The organism is Caulobacter sp. GW456-12-1-14-TSB4 (assembly GCF_059424195.1).
Window position 1 is genome coordinate 117766 of record NZ_JBWKZF010000011.1, and the last position, 14891, is coordinate 132656.

The following is a 14891-nucleotide window of genomic DNA, read 5'->3' on the forward strand; positions in this document are numbered from 1 at the left end:
TGGAGATTTGTCGAGCGGAAAAGGGCGATGGGAGACGGAGGGCTCTAGCCCAGCGCCTTCTTGTACAGCGCCAGCAGATTGGTCCAGGCCCGCTCGGCCCCTTCCTCGTTGTAGACTTGGCTGCCCTTGACGGTCCAACCGTGGGCGCAGCCGGCGAAGACCTCGATCTGGGCCGGGCGCTTGGCCTCGGCGAAGGCGGCCTTCAGCTTGTCCTTCACGGTCGGGTCCTGCTTGTCGTCGTTGTCGGCGACCTCGATCAGGTAGTCGGCATGGGTCTTGGCGATCTGCAGGTGCGGGCTGTCGTCCTTGTCGGTCCACAGGCCGCCGCCGTGGAAAGTCGCCACCGCGCCGATCCGAGCCGGAACCGCGCCGGCCGTGCGGAACGAGAGCGGGCCGCCCATGCAGTAGCCTTGGACGCCGGCCTTCTTGGCCTTGTTGGTCTTGGCCTGCGCGTCGAGGAAGGCGATGTAGGCTGCCGCGTCCTTGAACGTGCCTTCCGTCGTCACCGAAGCGCGCAGCGGCGTCAGCTTGGCGCGGTCATCGGGGTTGGCGAAGTTGAACGCCCCCTCGACCACCGGGGCCTTCTTGACCCGGTAATAGAGGTTGGGGACCAGCACCACATAGCCGGCCGAGGCCAGGCGACGACCCATGTCGCGGAATACCGGGCGCAGGCTCATGACGTCGGGCCACAGCAGCACCGCCGGGTACTTGCCCTTGGCCTTGGGATAGAACAGCGCCGCGTCGGCCACGCCGTCGGGGGTTTTCACCTCGACGTCCTTCTCCTCGACCGTGTCGTCGGCATAGGCGACCGAGGCGACGCCGGTGGCCGCGACCGTCAGCAGGCCGAACGCGCGACGCGAAAGGCGGGGGTCGTGCACGAGGCCTGGATGGATATCGTCATCGCACATGGCGGGCTCCCTCTGAACTTGAGGCCGGCACGCTATAACCGCGTTACGCTAGCGCCTACCCTCTTTACGTCGTCAGTTGGTACGTCGCCTTGCCCGGCAGCAGCAGGTCCTGTTTCTTGCCGTCGCACAGGGCGTAGCTGAAGCCGCTCTGGATCGCCCAGGCCCCGACCTCGCCCTGCTTGTTGACCGCCAGGAAGCCGACCTGGAATTCCTTGGCGTTGGGCTTCTTCTTCAGGATGCGCTCGACGGCCTCGCGGCAGGCGGCCTCGGGCGAGCGGCCCTGGCGCATCAGCTCCACGACCAGGAAGCTGCCGACATTGCGGATCACCTCCTCGCCGACGCCGGTCGAGGTGGCGCCGCCGACCTCGTTGTCGACATAGAGGCCAGCCCCGATGATCGGGCTGTCGCCGACCCGGCCACGCATCTTCCAGGCCATGCCGCTGGTGGTGCAGGCGCCGGCGATGTCGCCCTTGGCGTCGATGGCCAGCATGCCGATGGTGTCGTGGTTGTTCGCCCCGCCCGGCGTTCCCAGCTGACCCGAGGTCTTGCCGTAGTCGGCGTTCTCGCTGTTGGCCTTGGGCTGGTACTTGGCCTCCTTCTTCCAGGCCTCCCAGGCGGTCTTGGATTCCGGGGTCAGCAGCTCCTCGTAGGTGAAGCCCTGCTCGATCGCGAACTGCAGGGCGCCGGCTCCGACGAGCATCACGTGTGGGGTCTTCTCCATGACCTTGCGGGCGACGGAGATCGGATGCGCGATGTGCTCCAGCGCGGCGACCGCGCCGCAGTTGCCCAGCTCGTCCATGATGCAGGCGTCCAGCGAGACGTGGCCGTCGCGGTCCGGATAGCCGGCGCGGCCGACGCTGTGGTTCTTCAGGTCCTGCTCGGGGATGCGCGCGCCGGCCTCGACCGCGTCCAGCGCCCGGCCGCCCTTGGACAGCACCGCCCACGCGGCTTGGTTGGCGGCGACGCCGAAGTCCCAGGTGGAGATCACGCAAGGCCCGTCCAGCTTGGTCACGGGTTCCGCAGCCGAGGCCTTCGCCCCCAACAGGGTCGATCCGACGAGCGAAGCGCCGATCAGGCCTCTACGATTCAACATTCCTATGCTCCAACAAGGCCGCGTTGCGAATCCGTACCACACGCTGGAGCAGAGCATGACCGCTGGCCACATTCTCCTGGAAGTCTGTGTCGACACGCCCGCCGGATTGGCGGCGGCGATCAAAGGCGGGGCGGATCGGATCGAACTTTGCGCGGCCCTGGCGCTGCAGGGCCTGACCCCCGCTCCCGGCCTGATGGCCCAGGCGGCCGGCGCGCCGATCCCGATCTATCCGATGATCCGTCCTCGGAATGGCGACTTCTGCTACGACGCCGGCGACCTGGACCACATCCGGCGCGATATCGACGCGGTGCGGGAATACGGCCTGGCGGGCGTGGTGATCGGGGCGAACCTGCCGGATGGGCAGCTGGATCTCGCCGCGCTGAAACTCCTGGTCGAGCATTCGAAGGGCCTGGGCATGAGCCTGCACCGTTCGTTCGATCTCGTGCCGGATCAGTCGGTGGCCCTGGAGGCGGCGATCGCGCTGGGCTTCGAACGGGTGCTGACCTCGGGCGGCGCCCTGACGGCGCAGGCGGGCGCGGAGCGGATCGCGGCGCTGGTCGAGCAGGCCGACGGCCGCATCGGCATCCTGGCCGGCGCGGGCGTGAAGCCGCAGAACGTCGCCGAGCTAGTGAAGCGGACCGGCGTCCGCGAAGTCCACGGCTCGTTCAGCGGCCCGATCCCGGGCGCCGAGCCGGGCTCGAAGTTGAATGAGATGGGTTTCGTCCCGCCGGAATTGCGGGACACCGACGAGGCGGCGGTCGCTGAGGCCGTGCGAATTCTCAGAACGCTCTAACCGCCCCACACTTGTCATCCCGGAAGCCTCGCAGAGGCTGTCCGGGACCCAGGGGGGCGTGAACGCTGTGCCGGCCGCCCCTGGGTCCCGGCTCTACGCTTCGCTTCGGCCGGGATGACAAGAATTGGGTTAAGCGGCCGGGTGCGTCTTCACCCAGCCCTCATACGCCTTGATCGCCTTGGCCGGCGCCGTGCCGAACCACGCATAGCCGTTGCGACGCTCCAGCGAGAGCTCGTTGGCGTTGTCGCGCAGGGTCTTGTCGCGCTCGCCGAAGACCGGCTTGCCGGCGGTGTCGTAGTAGCGCGACCAGATCGGCCCCGCGCCCGGCTGATCGACCAGGCGGCGGCCTTCGGGGTTTTCCTTCCCGCCGATCCAGGCCTTGTCCATGATCGCCGCGCCCTTCAGCCAGGCGACGCCCGCGTGGACGGCGGCGATCTCGGCCGGGGTCGGATCGGGCAGGCTCATCAGATAAACCAGCAGGTCGGCGCTCTCGCCCGTCGACAGGGCCGGCGGCTCGTAGTTGCGGCCCGAGACCGGCTCAAGCGTGAACGGGTCGGCCTGCTGGCCCCAGATGGCCGGCTTGCCGTTCACGCGGATCTGGGCGGCGACGATCACCGCGCGCCCCTTCTTGGCGGCCGCGCCCGACTTGGCGCGCAGCTCGGCCGGGACGAAGGCGAAGTCGGTCTTGGCCTCCGACACCTCGGTCAGCAGGTCGGCGGCTTCGGACACCGCATTGTCGTTGAAGGTGACCGCGTCGTGGTAGCCGCCTTGCAGCGGCCAGACCTGCGGCCAGCCGCCGTTCGGGAACTGCGCCGCCAGCAGGTAGTGGACGCCCTTGAGGAAGCTCGCCCGATAGGCCTCGCCATCCTTGCCCGGCAGCTGCGCCGCGACCTTCGCCAGGAAGCGCATCTCGGTGATGGTGGCGTTGTTGTCCAGCGTGCCAACATAGCCCCACTTGGGATCGCGGGCGGCGTCGAAATCGGTCTCGCTGAGGTGCTTGGAATTGTTGTCCGAGTGCCAGGGCTGGCCCGGCAGGCGCAGGGCGCCGGTGCGGTCCTGGTTCTTGCTCCAGCCGCCGGCCGGGGTCTGGAAGCTGACGATGACGTCGGCGATGTGGCGCGCTTCGGGCGAGGCGTACCAGGCCGCGTCCTTGTTCAGGACCATGCCGTTGTCGCCATGGCCGGTCGGCGGCTGCGGCGGGGTAGCTTCACCCGGCTTCAGCTCGGCGGCCAGGGCGGCGCGGTCGGCCTTCTCCTGGGCGATCGAGCGGTCGAGATAGGCCTTCCACGCCGGCTGCTGGGCGGCTGGCAGGGCGGCGATCCGTTCGGCGGTGATCGGCTGAGCGGGGATGTTGGTTCCGATGACGCTGGCGAAGGCTGGCGCGGCCAACAGGCTGGCGCTCAGGAACAGGCCGATCATGGCGGCGCGGTGGGTCATCTGGACGTCTCTCCCCGGCAGGCGTCGTTGTCGTTGAACGCCTTGTCTCACGGGAATGATACCGGTTTCCTACCGAGATGAAACGAGCCGCAACGGAGACGCTTCGTCGCGGTCAGCCTTCGCGTTCGGCGAGCGCCTTGTAGAGACGATGCAGGCGCTTCTGCAGGCCCTTGCGCGGCAGGATGCCCAGATGTGGCAAGTGCAGTTCGGCGGATCGGATCTCACGTCTCAACGCCTCGGTCGAAAGCGCCGCGATGGCCGCGTCCGTCTCCGGAACGCCGCTCCGCTTGCCCACCGCCTCAACCCTCGATGATGTGCGGCACGAACCGCGAGCGATCGCGCGTCACCCGGCCGCGATCCTCGCGCACGCCGATGCCGGCCGCCACGTCGCCGATCACCCACGAGCCGACCACCGGATAGTTCACGCCGAACTTCGGCGGCGGCTTCAGTTCCTGGCGGATCCAGCCTTCCTCGCCATAGCCCAGGTCCAGCACCCGGCCCTTGCGGCCGTCCTTCCAGAGCTCAACGTTCGCGCCCTCGCGGCTGAACAGCGGCTTGCGGGCGTAGCTGTTACCCAGCCGCTCGACCTTGGGGTCGTCGTCGAAATAGGTCTCCAGCAGGTTCGGATGCCCCGGATGGCGCTCCCACAAGAGGGGCAGCAAGGCCTTGTTCGACAGCACCGCCTTCCACGGCGGCTCCAGGAACAGCGCGCCCGAGCCGGCGATGTTGGCCGCATAGGGCTCGCGCAACATCTCTTCCCAGGGATGCAACTTGAAGATCGCGCCGATGATGTAGTTGTCCTGGTCGACGAAGCGACCGTCGGCGTCCAGGCCGATCTCCTGGATCGGCACGAACTTGGGCTCCAGCCCTGCCAGGGCCGCCATGTCCTCCAGGAACCGCACCGTCTGCCGGTCCTCGACGAAGTCGGGCACGCTGGCGAAGTGGACGAAGCCGCCGTTCGGGAAGATCGCCTTGAAGCGGTCGCCCAGCTGGTCGTGCAGGCTGTTGAACTGGTCCGTGCTCTCCGGCAACAGACCCTGGGCGATCAGGTCCTCAAGCCACAGCCACTGGAACACGCCGGCCTCATAGATGCTGGTCGGGGTGTCGGCGTTGTATTCGTAGAGCTTGGGCGGCCCCGCCCCGTCATAGGCGAAGTCGAAGCGGCCGTAGAGCGACGGATCGCGCGCCGCCCACGAAGCGGCGACCAGATCGCGCGCGGCCTCGGGAATCTGCAGACGCGCCATCAGGGCGTCGCTCTTCACCGCGTCGTCGACCAGTTCCAGGCACAGCTTGTGCAGCGCCTCGGTCGCCGGCTCCAGATGGCCCTCGACCTCCTCCAGCGTGAAGGCGTAGGCGGCCCGTTCGTCCCAGTAGCGACGACCATCGGCGTGGTGCCAGGTGAAGCCGACCGCCTCGGCCTTGGACTTCCAGTCGGGCCGAGGGGTCAGATCAATGCGGCGCATCAGGCGTCCGAGCCGTCCTTGTTGACCTTCTGCTTGTCCTCGATGGCCAGCATCGGGGCGGGCAGAGCCTCGTCCTTCGGAGCCATCAGGCGGGCCAGCACGTCCTCGGCGCCGCCACCGCCCGGCAGGATGCCGGCGGCCGCGAGCTTGGCGTCGAGATCGGCGCCGGTCTTGCGGTCTTCCGACTCGCTGTGCAGGCGGAACTGCTCCTCGCGAACCGACTGGCGCTCCTTGATGCGCTTCAAGCTATCGGCGGCCGAGCCGACGACGCCGCTGGCCGAACCCGAGCGCGAGATCACGGCGGCCTGGGCCTTCTGGACGCTCTCGTTGACCTTCACGATCTCGATCTCGCGACGCAGCGCTTCGACCTTGGTGTCGGTCTGGGCGATGATCGTGCGCAGCTTCTCTTCAGCCGCGCGCAGCTCGTTCATCTGCGTGGCCTTCTGGCCCGAGTCCTTCTCGAGGTCGGCGATGCGCTGGGCCACTTCCAGGGCCAGGGCCTGGTCGCCCTTGTTCATCGCCGCGCGGGCCGAGGACTCGTACTTGCGCGCCTGCTCGGTCAGCTGGCCGACCTCGGTCTCCAGGCTGCGGCGGCGGGCGACCAGCTTGGCCAGCTCGTCCCGGGCCTTGCCCTGGGCGTTGTCGGCGTCGCGGATTTCCTGGTCCAGGATCCTCAGGGCGTTGGCGTCCACGATGGTCTGCGCGCCGTCGTGCGCGGTCCCACGGAACAGGGCCGAGAGCTTGCTCCAGATCGACATCAGTAAGTCTCCAGGTCCAATTCTTTAGGCGGCCGACGCGCGGCTTTTTTCGAACGTGTCGCGCAGGTCGCTGGCGGCGGCGATGGCGTTGTCGGCCAGGGTGCGCAGCTCGATGATCAGCGTCTGCAAGGTGGTCTTGGACGAGATTTCGCCCATCAGCTCGTAATAGTCACGGCCATCCACGCTGGTGATGCCGAAATTCGACAGCGGCACGATCTTCTGGGCCTTGAGCAGGAACTCGTTGAAGGCCGCGCGGTCGTTCTGTTCGTCGCAGGGCCACAGCAGCGTCGAGACGACCAGCTGCAGCGCGCCGCCGCTGACATAGATCGGCAGGTCGCCGAACTCATGCATCACGACCTGCAGCACGGGCTCGACGCCCTCGACCACGGTGGCGGTCAGCTCGCCTTCGCGCACGAGGGCGCTGTCCACCAGCGCGTCGCGCAGGCTGTGGATCGTCCAGGCGGTGTCGATAACGGAATCCATGTGTCTGACGCCCTTGGGGGGATGGGGGTTGCTGTTCAGGGTAGGCCCGCGCGCCGATTCCACGACGATGGCCTGGACGGCCGAGAGGATGTCGGGCTTACATGCCGCCGGGGCCCAGACCTCGATCTTGACGAAGCCGGCCTTGCGTCGCGCCTCGCGCCATGCGCGGGTTCGTTCGGCGGCCTGAGCGCCTCTGGTCGTCCTGGCGGGCATGCGTTACATGTATGCATACCATGAACGCTTGACAAGAGACCGGGCAGGCTCATCCTGCAGTTGACCTAGGGTCGGGGGCAAGCTTGTCGTTCGTCATTCTGCTGCGCCGTGCTGTTGACCGCGTGCATTTCGCCGTCGCGGAACTGCATTGGTGGGTTCTGGCCGCGGCGGCGACGGTTCACGCCGGCCTCTCCTGGCTGGTCCTGGCCCTGGATGGCGAAGCCAAGATCGTCACGCCGGTCGAGTTCCTCTACTGGTACCTGACCACCGCCTATACGGTAGGCTACGGAGACCTCAGCCCCCAGACGTCCGCCGGACGCCTGGTCACGGCGATCTTCATCTTCCCGGGGGCGATCGCCATCTTCACGACGATCGTGGCCAAGAGCCTCGCCGCCGTGGGCGACTTCTGGCGGCGGCGCAAGGAAGGCCGCGGAGACTATGGACGCATGACGGACACCACCGTGGTCATCGGCTTCGTGCCCGACCAGACCCCCAAGATGATCGACGAGCTGCACGCCGAGGCCCATGGCGGGCGCGTGGTGCTGGTCACCCGCAAGGAGCTCGCCGATCCTGACGAGCGGGTGCTTTACATCCGGGCTCGCGCCCTGACCGATCCGGCCGAGCTGCGCCGCGCCGGTGTCCCCAACGCCCGCCGCGTGGCCATCTATACCGACAACGATCCCGACACCCTGGCCGCCGCCCTGGCCGTCAGCGGCATCAACGAAACCGCCCACGTGGTCTGCTATTTCCAGGACCATCACGCCGCGAACCTGCTGAAGCTGCACTGCCCGCAGGTCGAGTCGATCATCGCGCCCGGCCCCGAGCTGGTGGTCCGCGCGGTGCAGGACCCCGGCGCCAGCCGCGTCCTGAACGCCCTGATCAGCCACCTGGACGACTCGGCCACCCTGTATTGCGCCGAGTGGCGCGGCGGCGCGGCCTCGACGATCGACCAGGCCGCCCAGCGCCTGCACGCCAAGGACGCCACCCTGCTGGCCTGGCAGGCCGCTGGCGCCGCCCAGCCTTCGTTCGACGTCCGCAGCCAGGCAGACCTTCCGGCGGGCGCGCGCCTGTTCTATGTCGCTCAGCGGCGGCTGGCCGATCCGATGGGAGTCTAGGACTGATGTTCGGTAAGCTTTTCGGCGGCAAGGACAAGCAGCCCCAGGCCGCCCTGCCCGTTGTCCGTAACGTCACCATCGGCCGGACCGTGATCCTGGATCCGCTGACCTGGCGTCGCTTCGGTTCCGAGACCCGCTTCGCCCTCGATCGCGATACGCTGGAGATCACCGCCCAGGGCCTGATCCAGCTGAGCGACGGCGGCTATGTCCATCGGTTCTATACCGAGGACGAGATCCTGTTCCAGGCGGTCTCCAACGACCCCGACGGCGCGACGGCCGACGACTTCACGATCTTCCTGCCATGGGCCAGCGAGTATCCCGGCAGCGGGACCGGCGACGGCAGCCGCTTCGCCTGGGCCCAGCGCCTGAGCGCCCGGACGTTCACCCCGCCCGACCTTCCCGAATATCGGCGCTTCTGGTTCGGCGAGGAGGCCGAACAGCAGGACCCGGTGACCTTCTGGGAAGACGTCTATTACGACCGCGCCTCGACCGTTCCGGACAAGCGCCTGTTCCAGACCACCATGCTGTTCCATCGCGACCTGGCGGACGGCGACGGGCGCGAGCTGATGCTCGCCTTGACGCTGGAGCCCGAAGGCGGCGACGTAACCCACGAAATGATGATCGGCCTGCCGCTGTCGGCCGGCGAGTTCAAGGCCTAGGGGGACCCCAAGAATGTTCGACTTCATCGGTTTCACGGACGGCGCGATCGCCTTCCTGCTGGCCTTCGTCGTGGCCGGCCTGTTCACCATCGCCTTCAAGTACATCTACCAGTGGGTGACGCCCTATAACGAGAAGGCGCTGATCCGTTCGGGCAACAACGCCGCCGCCGTCTCGCTGGCCGGCGCCCTGATCGGCTACGCCCTGCCCCTGGCCTCGGCGCTGAGCCACACCGTCAGCCTGCCGGAATTCGCCGCCTGGGCGACCGTCGCGGGCGTCATCCAGATCGCCGCCTTCACCGGCGTGCGCCTGGTCGCCCTGCCCGACGTCAAGGCGCGCATCGAGAACGGTGAGACCTCGATCGGCATCTACCTGGCCGGCATCTCCATCGCGGTCGGCCTGCTGAACGCCGCCTGCATGACCGCGTGAGGACGCTTCCCATGACCACGCGCAAACGCTCGACCTCGCTGAAGCTGACCACCATGGTCGCGGGCGCGGCCACCCTGGGCCTGGCCGGCTGCGGCGATCCCGCCGGGCAGGCCACCTGGGACCCCAATCGCGGCGAACAGGTCCAGGCCTACGACTACAAGACCCTGCAGGAGTGCCTGAAGGCCAACGACCTGACCGACGACCAGTGCCGCACCTCCTACGCCGCGGCCCAGAAGGACAACGAAGAGAACGCGCCGCGCTACGACGAACGCGCCACCTGCGAGGACGTCTACGGCGTCGGCAACTGCGTGCCGCGCAGCTACAACAACGGTTCGAGCGGCAGCTTCTTCACCCCGCTGCTGGCGGGCTTCGTGGTCGGCCAGATGCTGAACGGCGGCGGCTATCGCGGCACCGGCCTCTATCACCGGGACGATGGCTACTACTCGACCTGGGGCGGGCGCCTCGATCGCGACTACAACACCGGCCGCACGGTGATCACCCGCGAAAGCATCGATCCGCCGGCCAATATCCGCCAGACCCCGCCGAAGGTGCAGACCCGCACCTCGGTCGTGTCGCGCGGCGGCTTCGGCGGTGATCGCAGCTACGCCCGCAGCAGCTTCCGCGGCAGCTCCAGCTACGCCACGGGCAAGGGCTCCTCCAGCGGCAGCAGCTATTCCAGCCGCAGCTTCCGGGGCGGTTTCGGCGGTTAAATCACGCCGGCGCGTTTTTGCAATTGACTCGCAACTACACATCCCGTCTAGTTGCGATGTGTTCGCAAGAACGCGTCGGGCCGCTCACCGAGATCGGTTCGCCAGGGCGGGTGTCGGCCCCCTGCCAGGCGAGGAGATTTCCGGCGTGCGGTCCGACCCTTTCTCTGAGACTCACCTGACCCACTGCGGCCCGGTCGGCCTGGCCGACGGCGAGCGGATCCTGCTCTGGATGCTGCGCCAGTGGGTCACCGCCCGCGTCCTCGGTGAGGAGCCCGGCCAGCGACTGTCGAAGAAGGCCGGGGCCTTCGTCTCGCCCCGCGTGGCCACCGCCTTCATCCTGATGATGAGCGCCATCGAGGGCCAGGTCCGCCGCCCGCTCTGCGTCTCCGCGCCCTGCTGCAAGGGCTACGCCGACGACGAACAGCGCTTGATCACCGCCTGCGGCGTCTGCCCCGCCTCCCCCGAGATCGCCGGCCGCCTGATCGAGGGCATGGTGATCACGCCCGAGACCGTGACGGTCATGGCGCGGTTCCTGAACACGGCGCTGGCCAATGACGGCATGGCGCTGCCGATGCGGTTCGACGAGCCGGAGGTGGTGGTTCAGCCTGTCCGGCGGCCCACGCTGCACTGAGGGCCGGCCCTCGTCCTTCGACAAGCTCAGGATGAAGACTAATTCGAGCGCTGCACTAGAAACCTCATCCTGAGCTTGTCGAAGGACGAGGTTTCGGCCCCTCAGCTAGCGCCAGCCCTCTTCCACCAGCCGCTGCGCCAACGCCTGCGACGCCATCACCACGTCGCTCCACGTCACATCGAACCCGGCGTCATCGCCATAGTACGGGTCGGCCACGGCCCGTCCGCGATGGCCTTTGACCAGGTCCAGTAGCAACCCCACCTCGGCGGTCGCATCCGACGGCGCGATCTGCAGCAGGCCGCGCAGGTTGTCGTGGTCCAGGGCGTAGATGTGGGTGAAGGTCCGGAAGTCGTCGGCCTTCACCTGGCGCGCCCGTTGGCCGCCGATATCGACGCCGTTGCGGCGCGCCACGGCCACCGAACGGGGGTCCGGGGCCTCGCCCGTGTGCCAGCCGCCCATGCCGGCGCTATCGACCGTGACGTCCAGGCCCAAGGCTTGCGCCTCGGCGCGGAACGCGCCCTCGGCCAGGGGCGAGCGACAGATGTTGCCCAGGCAGACGAAGAGAACCGAGGCCTTCACGCTTTCCCCCAACCGCCGCCGCCCGGCGTCTCGATGACGATGCTATCGCCCGCGCCGACCTCGACGAGATCGGTGGCGGACATCGCCTGAATGGAACCGTCAGTCCGCTCGACCCGCGCCTTGCCGACTTCGCCCGGACCACCGCCCTCCAGCCCGAACGGCGGCACGCGGCGGCGGTTGGACAGCAAGGTGGCGGTCATCGGCTCGCGGAAGCCGATCTTGCGCACCACGCCGTCGCCGCCGCGATAGCTCCCCTGCCCGCCCGAACCGCGCCGGACCCCGAAGGCCTCGACCAGCACCGGATAGCGGGTCTCAAGCACCTCGGGATCGGTCAGGCGGCTGTTGGTCATGTGGGTCTGGACCGCGTCGGTCCCGGCGAAGTCCGGCCCCGCCCCCGAGCCGCCGCAGATGGTCTCGTAGTACTGCCGCCGCTCGTCGCCGAACGTGAAGTTGTTCATCGTTCCCTGCGCCCCGGCCATCACGCCAAGCGCGCCATAGAGGGCGTCGACCACCACCTGGCTGGTCTCGACATTGCCGGCCACCACCGCCGCCGGATAGCGCGGCCGCAGCATCGAGCCCTCGGGGATCACCAGCTCGACCGGCCGCAGGCAGCCGTCGTTCATCGGGATCTCGTCGTCGACCAGGGTGCGGAACACGTACAGCGCCGCCGCCCGGCAGATCGAGGCCGGGGCGTTGAAGTTGGTCGGGACCTGGTCGCTGGTGCCGGTGAAATCGACGCGGGCGGTACGGGCTTGCTGATCAACATCGATGGCCACGCGGACCACCGCTCCGTCGTCCAGTTCGTAGGCGAACGACCCGCTCCGGGTCTTCGCCAGCACGCGACGGACGGCCTCCTCGGCGTTGTCCTGGACGTGCGCCATATAGGCCTCGACGACGTCCTGGCCGAACTCGGCGACCATGCCGGTCAGGGCCTCGGCTCCGCGCGCGCAGGCGGCGATCTGGGCCTTGAGGTCGCCGATGTTCTGGTCGGGATTGCGCGCCGGCCACTTGCCCGAGGCCAGCAGGGCGCGCGTCTCGGTCTCCAGGAACCGCCCGCCCTCGACCAGCAGGAAGTTCTCGATCAGGACGCCCTCCTCCTCGACCGTCTTGCTGGTCGGCGGCATCGAGCCCGGCGTGATCCCGCCGATGTCGCCCTGGTGCCCGCGCGCGGCGACGTAGAACAGCAAGACCCCCGCCGCGTCGAACACCGGCATCACCACCGTCACGTCCGGCAGGTGGGTGCCGCCGTTGTAGGGCGCGTTCAGCATGTAGACGTCGCCGGGCCGCATGCCTCGACCGTCGTGCTCGCGGCCGTCGCGGATAGCCCGCACGCTGTCGCCCATCGAGCCCAGGTGCACCGGCATGTGCGGGGCATTGGCGATCAGGTCGCCGTCGCGGCTGAACAGGGCGCAGGAGAAGTCGAGCCGCTCCTTGATGTTCACGGAATACGCCGTGTTCTGCAGCGCGAAGCCCATCTCCTCGGCCACGGCCATGAAGAGGTTGTTGAACACCTCCAGCATGACGGGGTCGGCCTGCGTGCCGATGGCCTTGCGGGTCGGCAGGGCGACGACCCGGTCGAGGATCAGGTTCAGGTGGGCGTCGACGGTCGCGCGCCAGCCGGGCTCGACGACGGTGGTGCCGGTGGCCTCGCGGATGATGGCCGGGCCGAGAATCTCGGCGCCGATCGCCAAGGCTTCGCGGTCGAAGACGGGGGTGCTGTGGAGTTCGCCGGCCATGCGGGCTTCGACAGTGGCGAGCGGACCGACTTCCGCAAACGCACTAGATTTAGGTTCTGGTGCGTCTCCCGCATCCGAATGCCCGATCGCTTCGACCGACAGCGTCTCGACCACCAGCGGCGTCGTGGGCGAGGTGAAGCCAAAGCGGCGCTGATGCAATTCCTCGAACGCCTCGCGAACCCGATCGCCGAACGGCACGACCAGCGGCGTATCGGTGCCGGCGTACTTTACCCGCAGGCTGGCGACCGTCTCGACCGAGGCCATCGGCACGTCCTGGGCGCGCAAGGCCGCTTCGGCCTCGGCGGCCAGCACCTTCGCGCGGTCGGCCAGATCGCCCGCCGCGTCGAGCGGCCGCTCGACCGTCTCCTCGCGGATCAGGCGCAGGTCGGCCAGGCCCATGCCGTAGGCGCTCAGCACGCCCGCGAACGGGTGGATCATCACCTTGGTCATGCTCAGCGCGTCGGCGACCAGGCAGGCATGCTGCCCGCCCGCCCCACCGAAGCAGGCCAGCACATAGCGCGTGACGTCGTAGCCGCGCTGGATCGAGATTTGCCGCACGGCCTTGGCCATGTTCTCGACGGCGATGGTGACGAAGCCCTCGGCCACTTCCTGCGGGGTCATGGCCCTGCCGGTCGCGGCTTCGATCTGCGCCGACACCGCCTCGAAACCTCGTGAGACCGCCTCGGCGTCCAGCGGCTGGTCGGCGTTGGGGCCAAACACCTTGGGGAAGAACTCCGGCCGCAGCTTGCCCAGCATGACGTTGCAGTCGGTGACGGTCAGCGGCCCGCCCCGGCGGTAGGCCGCCGGTCCTGGCACGGCACCGGCCGAAGCCGGGCCCACCCGCAGTCGCGCGCCGTCGAAGCTACAGATCGAGCCACCGCCCGCCGCCACGGTGTGGATGTTCATCATCGGCGCGCGCATCCGCACGCCGGCCACCACGGTCTCGAAGGCCCGCTCGTACTGGCCGGCATAGTGGCAGACATCGGTCGAGGTGCCGCCCATGTCGAAGCCGATCACGCGCTCGAAGCCGGCCTCGCCCGCCGTCCGCGCCATGCCGACCACGCCGCCAGCCGGGCCGGACAGGATGGCGTCCTTGCCCCGGAACGCCCGCGCGTCGGTCAGCCCGCCGTTCGACTGCATGAAGAGCAGCCGCGTGTCGTGACCCAGCGCGCCGGCGACCTGATCCACATACCGCCGCAGGATCGGCGACAGGTAGGCGTCGACCACCGTCGTGTCGCCGCGCCCGACCAGCTTCATCAGCGGGCTGACCTCATGGCTGACCGACACCTGGGTGAAGCCGATCTCGCGCGCGATCGCCGCCACCCGCGCCTCGTGGTCGGTGAAGCGGAAGCCGTGCAGCAGCACGATGGCGATGGCGCGGAAGCCTTCGTCGAACGCCGCCTGCAGGCCTGCCTGCGCTGCGGCCTCATCGAGCGGCCGCAGCACGGCCCCCTCGACGCTCATCCGCTCATCGATCTCGACGACGCGATCGTAGAGGGCTTCGGGCTTGACGATATGGCGTTCGAACAGCTTGGGCCGCGCCTGGTAGCCGATCCGCAGGGCGTCGGCGTGACCGCTGGTGATCGCCAGCACCGTCGGCTCGCCCTTGCGCTCGAGCAGCGCGTTGGTGGCCACCGTGGTGCCCATCTTCACCGCGTCGATGGTCGCGCCGTGCGGCAACAGCGCCCGGACACCCGCCACGGCGGCGTCGGCATAGTGCTCGGGATTTTCCGACAGCAGCTTGTGGGTGACCAGCGACCCGTCCGGCCGCCGCGCGACGATGTCGGTGAACGTGCCGCCCCGGTCGATCCAGAACTCCCAACCGCGCGGATCTTGAGTCATGAGGGACGGAACTCCTTGCTCCGCCCCTCATAGCCGTTGGGGTG

15 protein-coding genes are annotated in these 14891 nt (G+C 68.5%); 6 read left to right on the plus strand and 9 right to left on the minus strand.

What is annotated here, in order from left to right:
• Positions 1-44 precede the first annotated feature (44 nt).
• The gene (locus AC07YH_RS12795; protein WP_494747361.1) at positions 45-908 is read right to left on the minus strand and encodes a dienelactone hydrolase family protein; all 864 of its coding nucleotides are present in this window, start codon (positions 906-908) and stop codon (positions 45-47) included.
• 64 nt (positions 909-972) lie between these two features.
• Positions 973-2001: a glycosylasparaginase gene (locus AC07YH_RS12800; RefSeq protein WP_494747362.1), complete on the minus strand. Its 1029-nt coding sequence runs from the start codon at positions 1999-2001 to the stop codon at positions 973-975.
• A 55-nt stretch (positions 2002-2056) separates the two neighbouring features.
• On the opposite strand from AC07YH_RS12800, the gene AC07YH_RS12805 reads away from it, so the two are divergent.
• A complete protein-coding gene (locus AC07YH_RS12805; protein WP_494747363.1) occupies positions 2057-2794 on the plus strand; it encodes a copper homeostasis protein CutC in 738 nt (245 codons plus the stop codon).
• Positions 2795-2923: 129 nt separating this feature from the next.
• Here AC07YH_RS12805 and pelA read toward each other — a convergent pair whose 3' ends face one another.
• The 5 genes from pelA to AC07YH_RS12830 form a co-directional block, all read right to left on the minus strand.
• The gene (gene pelA / locus AC07YH_RS12810) at positions 2924-4231 is read right to left on the minus strand and encodes a pectate lyase (protein WP_494747364.1); all 1308 of its coding nucleotides are present in this window, start codon (positions 4229-4231) and stop codon (positions 2924-2926) included.
• A 112-nt stretch (positions 4232-4343) separates the two neighbouring features.
• Entirely contained in the window at positions 4344-4526 is a 183-nt protein-coding gene (locus AC07YH_RS12815) for a hypothetical protein (RefSeq protein ID WP_494747365.1), read from the minus strand.
• 4 nt (positions 4527-4530) lie between these two features.
• Positions 4531-5694: a glutathionylspermidine synthase family protein gene (locus AC07YH_RS12820; protein ID WP_494747366.1), complete on the minus strand. Its 1164-nt coding sequence runs from the start codon at positions 5692-5694 to the stop codon at positions 4531-4533.
• Positions 5694-6452, minus strand: a complete 759-nt coding sequence (locus AC07YH_RS12825) for a PspA/IM30 family protein (protein ID WP_494747367.1) — start codon at positions 6450-6452, stop codon at positions 5694-5696. The genes AC07YH_RS12820 and AC07YH_RS12825 overlap by 1 nt, the downstream gene beginning before the upstream one ends.
• Positions 6453-6476: 24 nt before the next feature.
• On the minus strand, positions 6477-7148 hold the full coding sequence (locus AC07YH_RS12830) for a YjfI family protein (RefSeq protein WP_494747368.1): 672 nt from the start codon (positions 7146-7148) through the stop codon (positions 6477-6479).
• Positions 7149-7231: 83 nt separating this feature from the next.
• On the opposite strand from AC07YH_RS12830, the gene AC07YH_RS12835 reads away from it, so the two are divergent.
• The 5 genes from AC07YH_RS12835 to AC07YH_RS12855 all read left to right on the plus strand — a co-directional run bounded on the left by AC07YH_RS12835 (position 7232) and on the right by AC07YH_RS12855 (position 10690).
• Positions 7232-8263 carry a potassium channel family protein gene (locus AC07YH_RS12835; RefSeq protein ID WP_494747369.1) on the plus strand — a complete coding sequence of 344 codons (1032 nt, stop codon included), beginning with the start codon at positions 7232-7234 and terminating at the stop codon, positions 8261-8263.
• A 5-nt stretch (positions 8264-8268) separates the two neighbouring features.
• Positions 8269-8922: a DUF2491 family protein gene (locus tag AC07YH_RS12840; protein ID WP_494747370.1), complete on the plus strand. Its 654-nt coding sequence runs from the start codon at positions 8269-8271 to the stop codon at positions 8920-8922.
• A gap of 13 nt (positions 8923-8935) precedes the next feature.
• A complete protein-coding gene (locus AC07YH_RS12845; protein ID WP_494747371.1) occupies positions 8936-9349 on the plus strand; it encodes a DUF350 domain-containing protein in 414 nt (137 codons plus the stop codon).
• A gap of 11 nt (positions 9350-9360) precedes the next feature.
• Positions 9361-10059 (plus strand): DUF1190 domain-containing protein, encoded by a 699-nt coding sequence (locus tag AC07YH_RS12850; protein WP_494747372.1) that lies wholly within the window; start codon positions 9361-9363, stop codon positions 10057-10059.
• 145 nt (positions 10060-10204) lie between these two features.
• Positions 10205-10690 (plus strand): hypothetical protein, encoded by a 486-nt coding sequence (locus AC07YH_RS12855; protein WP_494747373.1) that lies wholly within the window; start codon positions 10205-10207, stop codon positions 10688-10690.
• Positions 10691-10795: 105 nt separating this feature from the next.
• Here AC07YH_RS12855 and AC07YH_RS12860 read toward each other — a convergent pair whose 3' ends face one another.
• The gene (locus AC07YH_RS12860) at positions 10796-11269 is read right to left on the minus strand and encodes a low molecular weight protein-tyrosine-phosphatase (RefSeq protein ID WP_494747374.1); all 474 of its coding nucleotides are present in this window, start codon (positions 11267-11269) and stop codon (positions 10796-10798) included.
• On the minus strand, positions 11266-14847 hold the full coding sequence (locus tag AC07YH_RS12865; RefSeq protein WP_494747375.1) for a hydantoinase B/oxoprolinase family protein: 3582 nt from the start codon (positions 14845-14847) through the stop codon (positions 11266-11268). The genes AC07YH_RS12860 and AC07YH_RS12865 overlap by 4 nt, the downstream gene beginning before the upstream one ends.
• Positions 14848-14891 lie beyond the last annotated feature (44 nt).

Excerpts from the sequence above, each read along its gene's own strand:
- AC07YH_RS12795 (WP_494747361.1), bottom strand. The coding sequence starts at position 908 with ATGTGCGATGACGATATCCATCCAGGCCTCGTGCACGACCCCCGCCTT.
- AC07YH_RS12800 (WP_494747362.1), bottom strand. The coding sequence starts at position 2,001 with ATGTTGAATCGTAGAGGCCTGATCGGCGCTTCGCTCGTCGGATCGACC.
- AC07YH_RS12805 (WP_494747363.1), top strand. The coding sequence starts at position 2,057 with ATGACCGCTGGCCACATTCTCCTGGAAGTCTGTGTCGACACGCCCGCC.
- pelA (WP_494747364.1), bottom strand. The coding sequence starts at position 4,231 with ATGACCCACCGCGCCGCCATGATCGGCCTGTTCCTGAGCGCCAGCCTG.
- AC07YH_RS12820 (WP_494747366.1), bottom strand. The coding sequence starts at position 5,694 with ATGCGCCGCATTGATCTGACCCCTCGGCCCGACTGGAAGTCCAAGGCC.
- AC07YH_RS12825 (WP_494747367.1), bottom strand. The coding sequence starts at position 6,452 with ATGTCGATCTGGAGCAAGCTCTCGGCCCTGTTCCGTGGGACCGCGCAC.
- AC07YH_RS12830 (WP_494747368.1), bottom strand. The coding sequence starts at position 7,148 with ATGCCCGCCAGGACGACCAGAGGCGCTCAGGCCGCCGAACGAACCCGC.
- AC07YH_RS12840 (WP_494747370.1), top strand. The coding sequence starts at position 8,269 with ATGTTCGGTAAGCTTTTCGGCGGCAAGGACAAGCAGCCCCAGGCCGCC.
- AC07YH_RS12845 (WP_494747371.1), top strand. The coding sequence starts at position 8,936 with ATGTTCGACTTCATCGGTTTCACGGACGGCGCGATCGCCTTCCTGCTG.
- AC07YH_RS12850 (WP_494747372.1), top strand. The coding sequence starts at position 9,361 with ATGACCACGCGCAAACGCTCGACCTCGCTGAAGCTGACCACCATGGTC.
- AC07YH_RS12865 (WP_494747375.1), bottom strand. The coding sequence starts at position 14,847 with ATGACTCAAGATCCGCGCGGTTGGGAGTTCTGGATCGACCGGGGCGGC.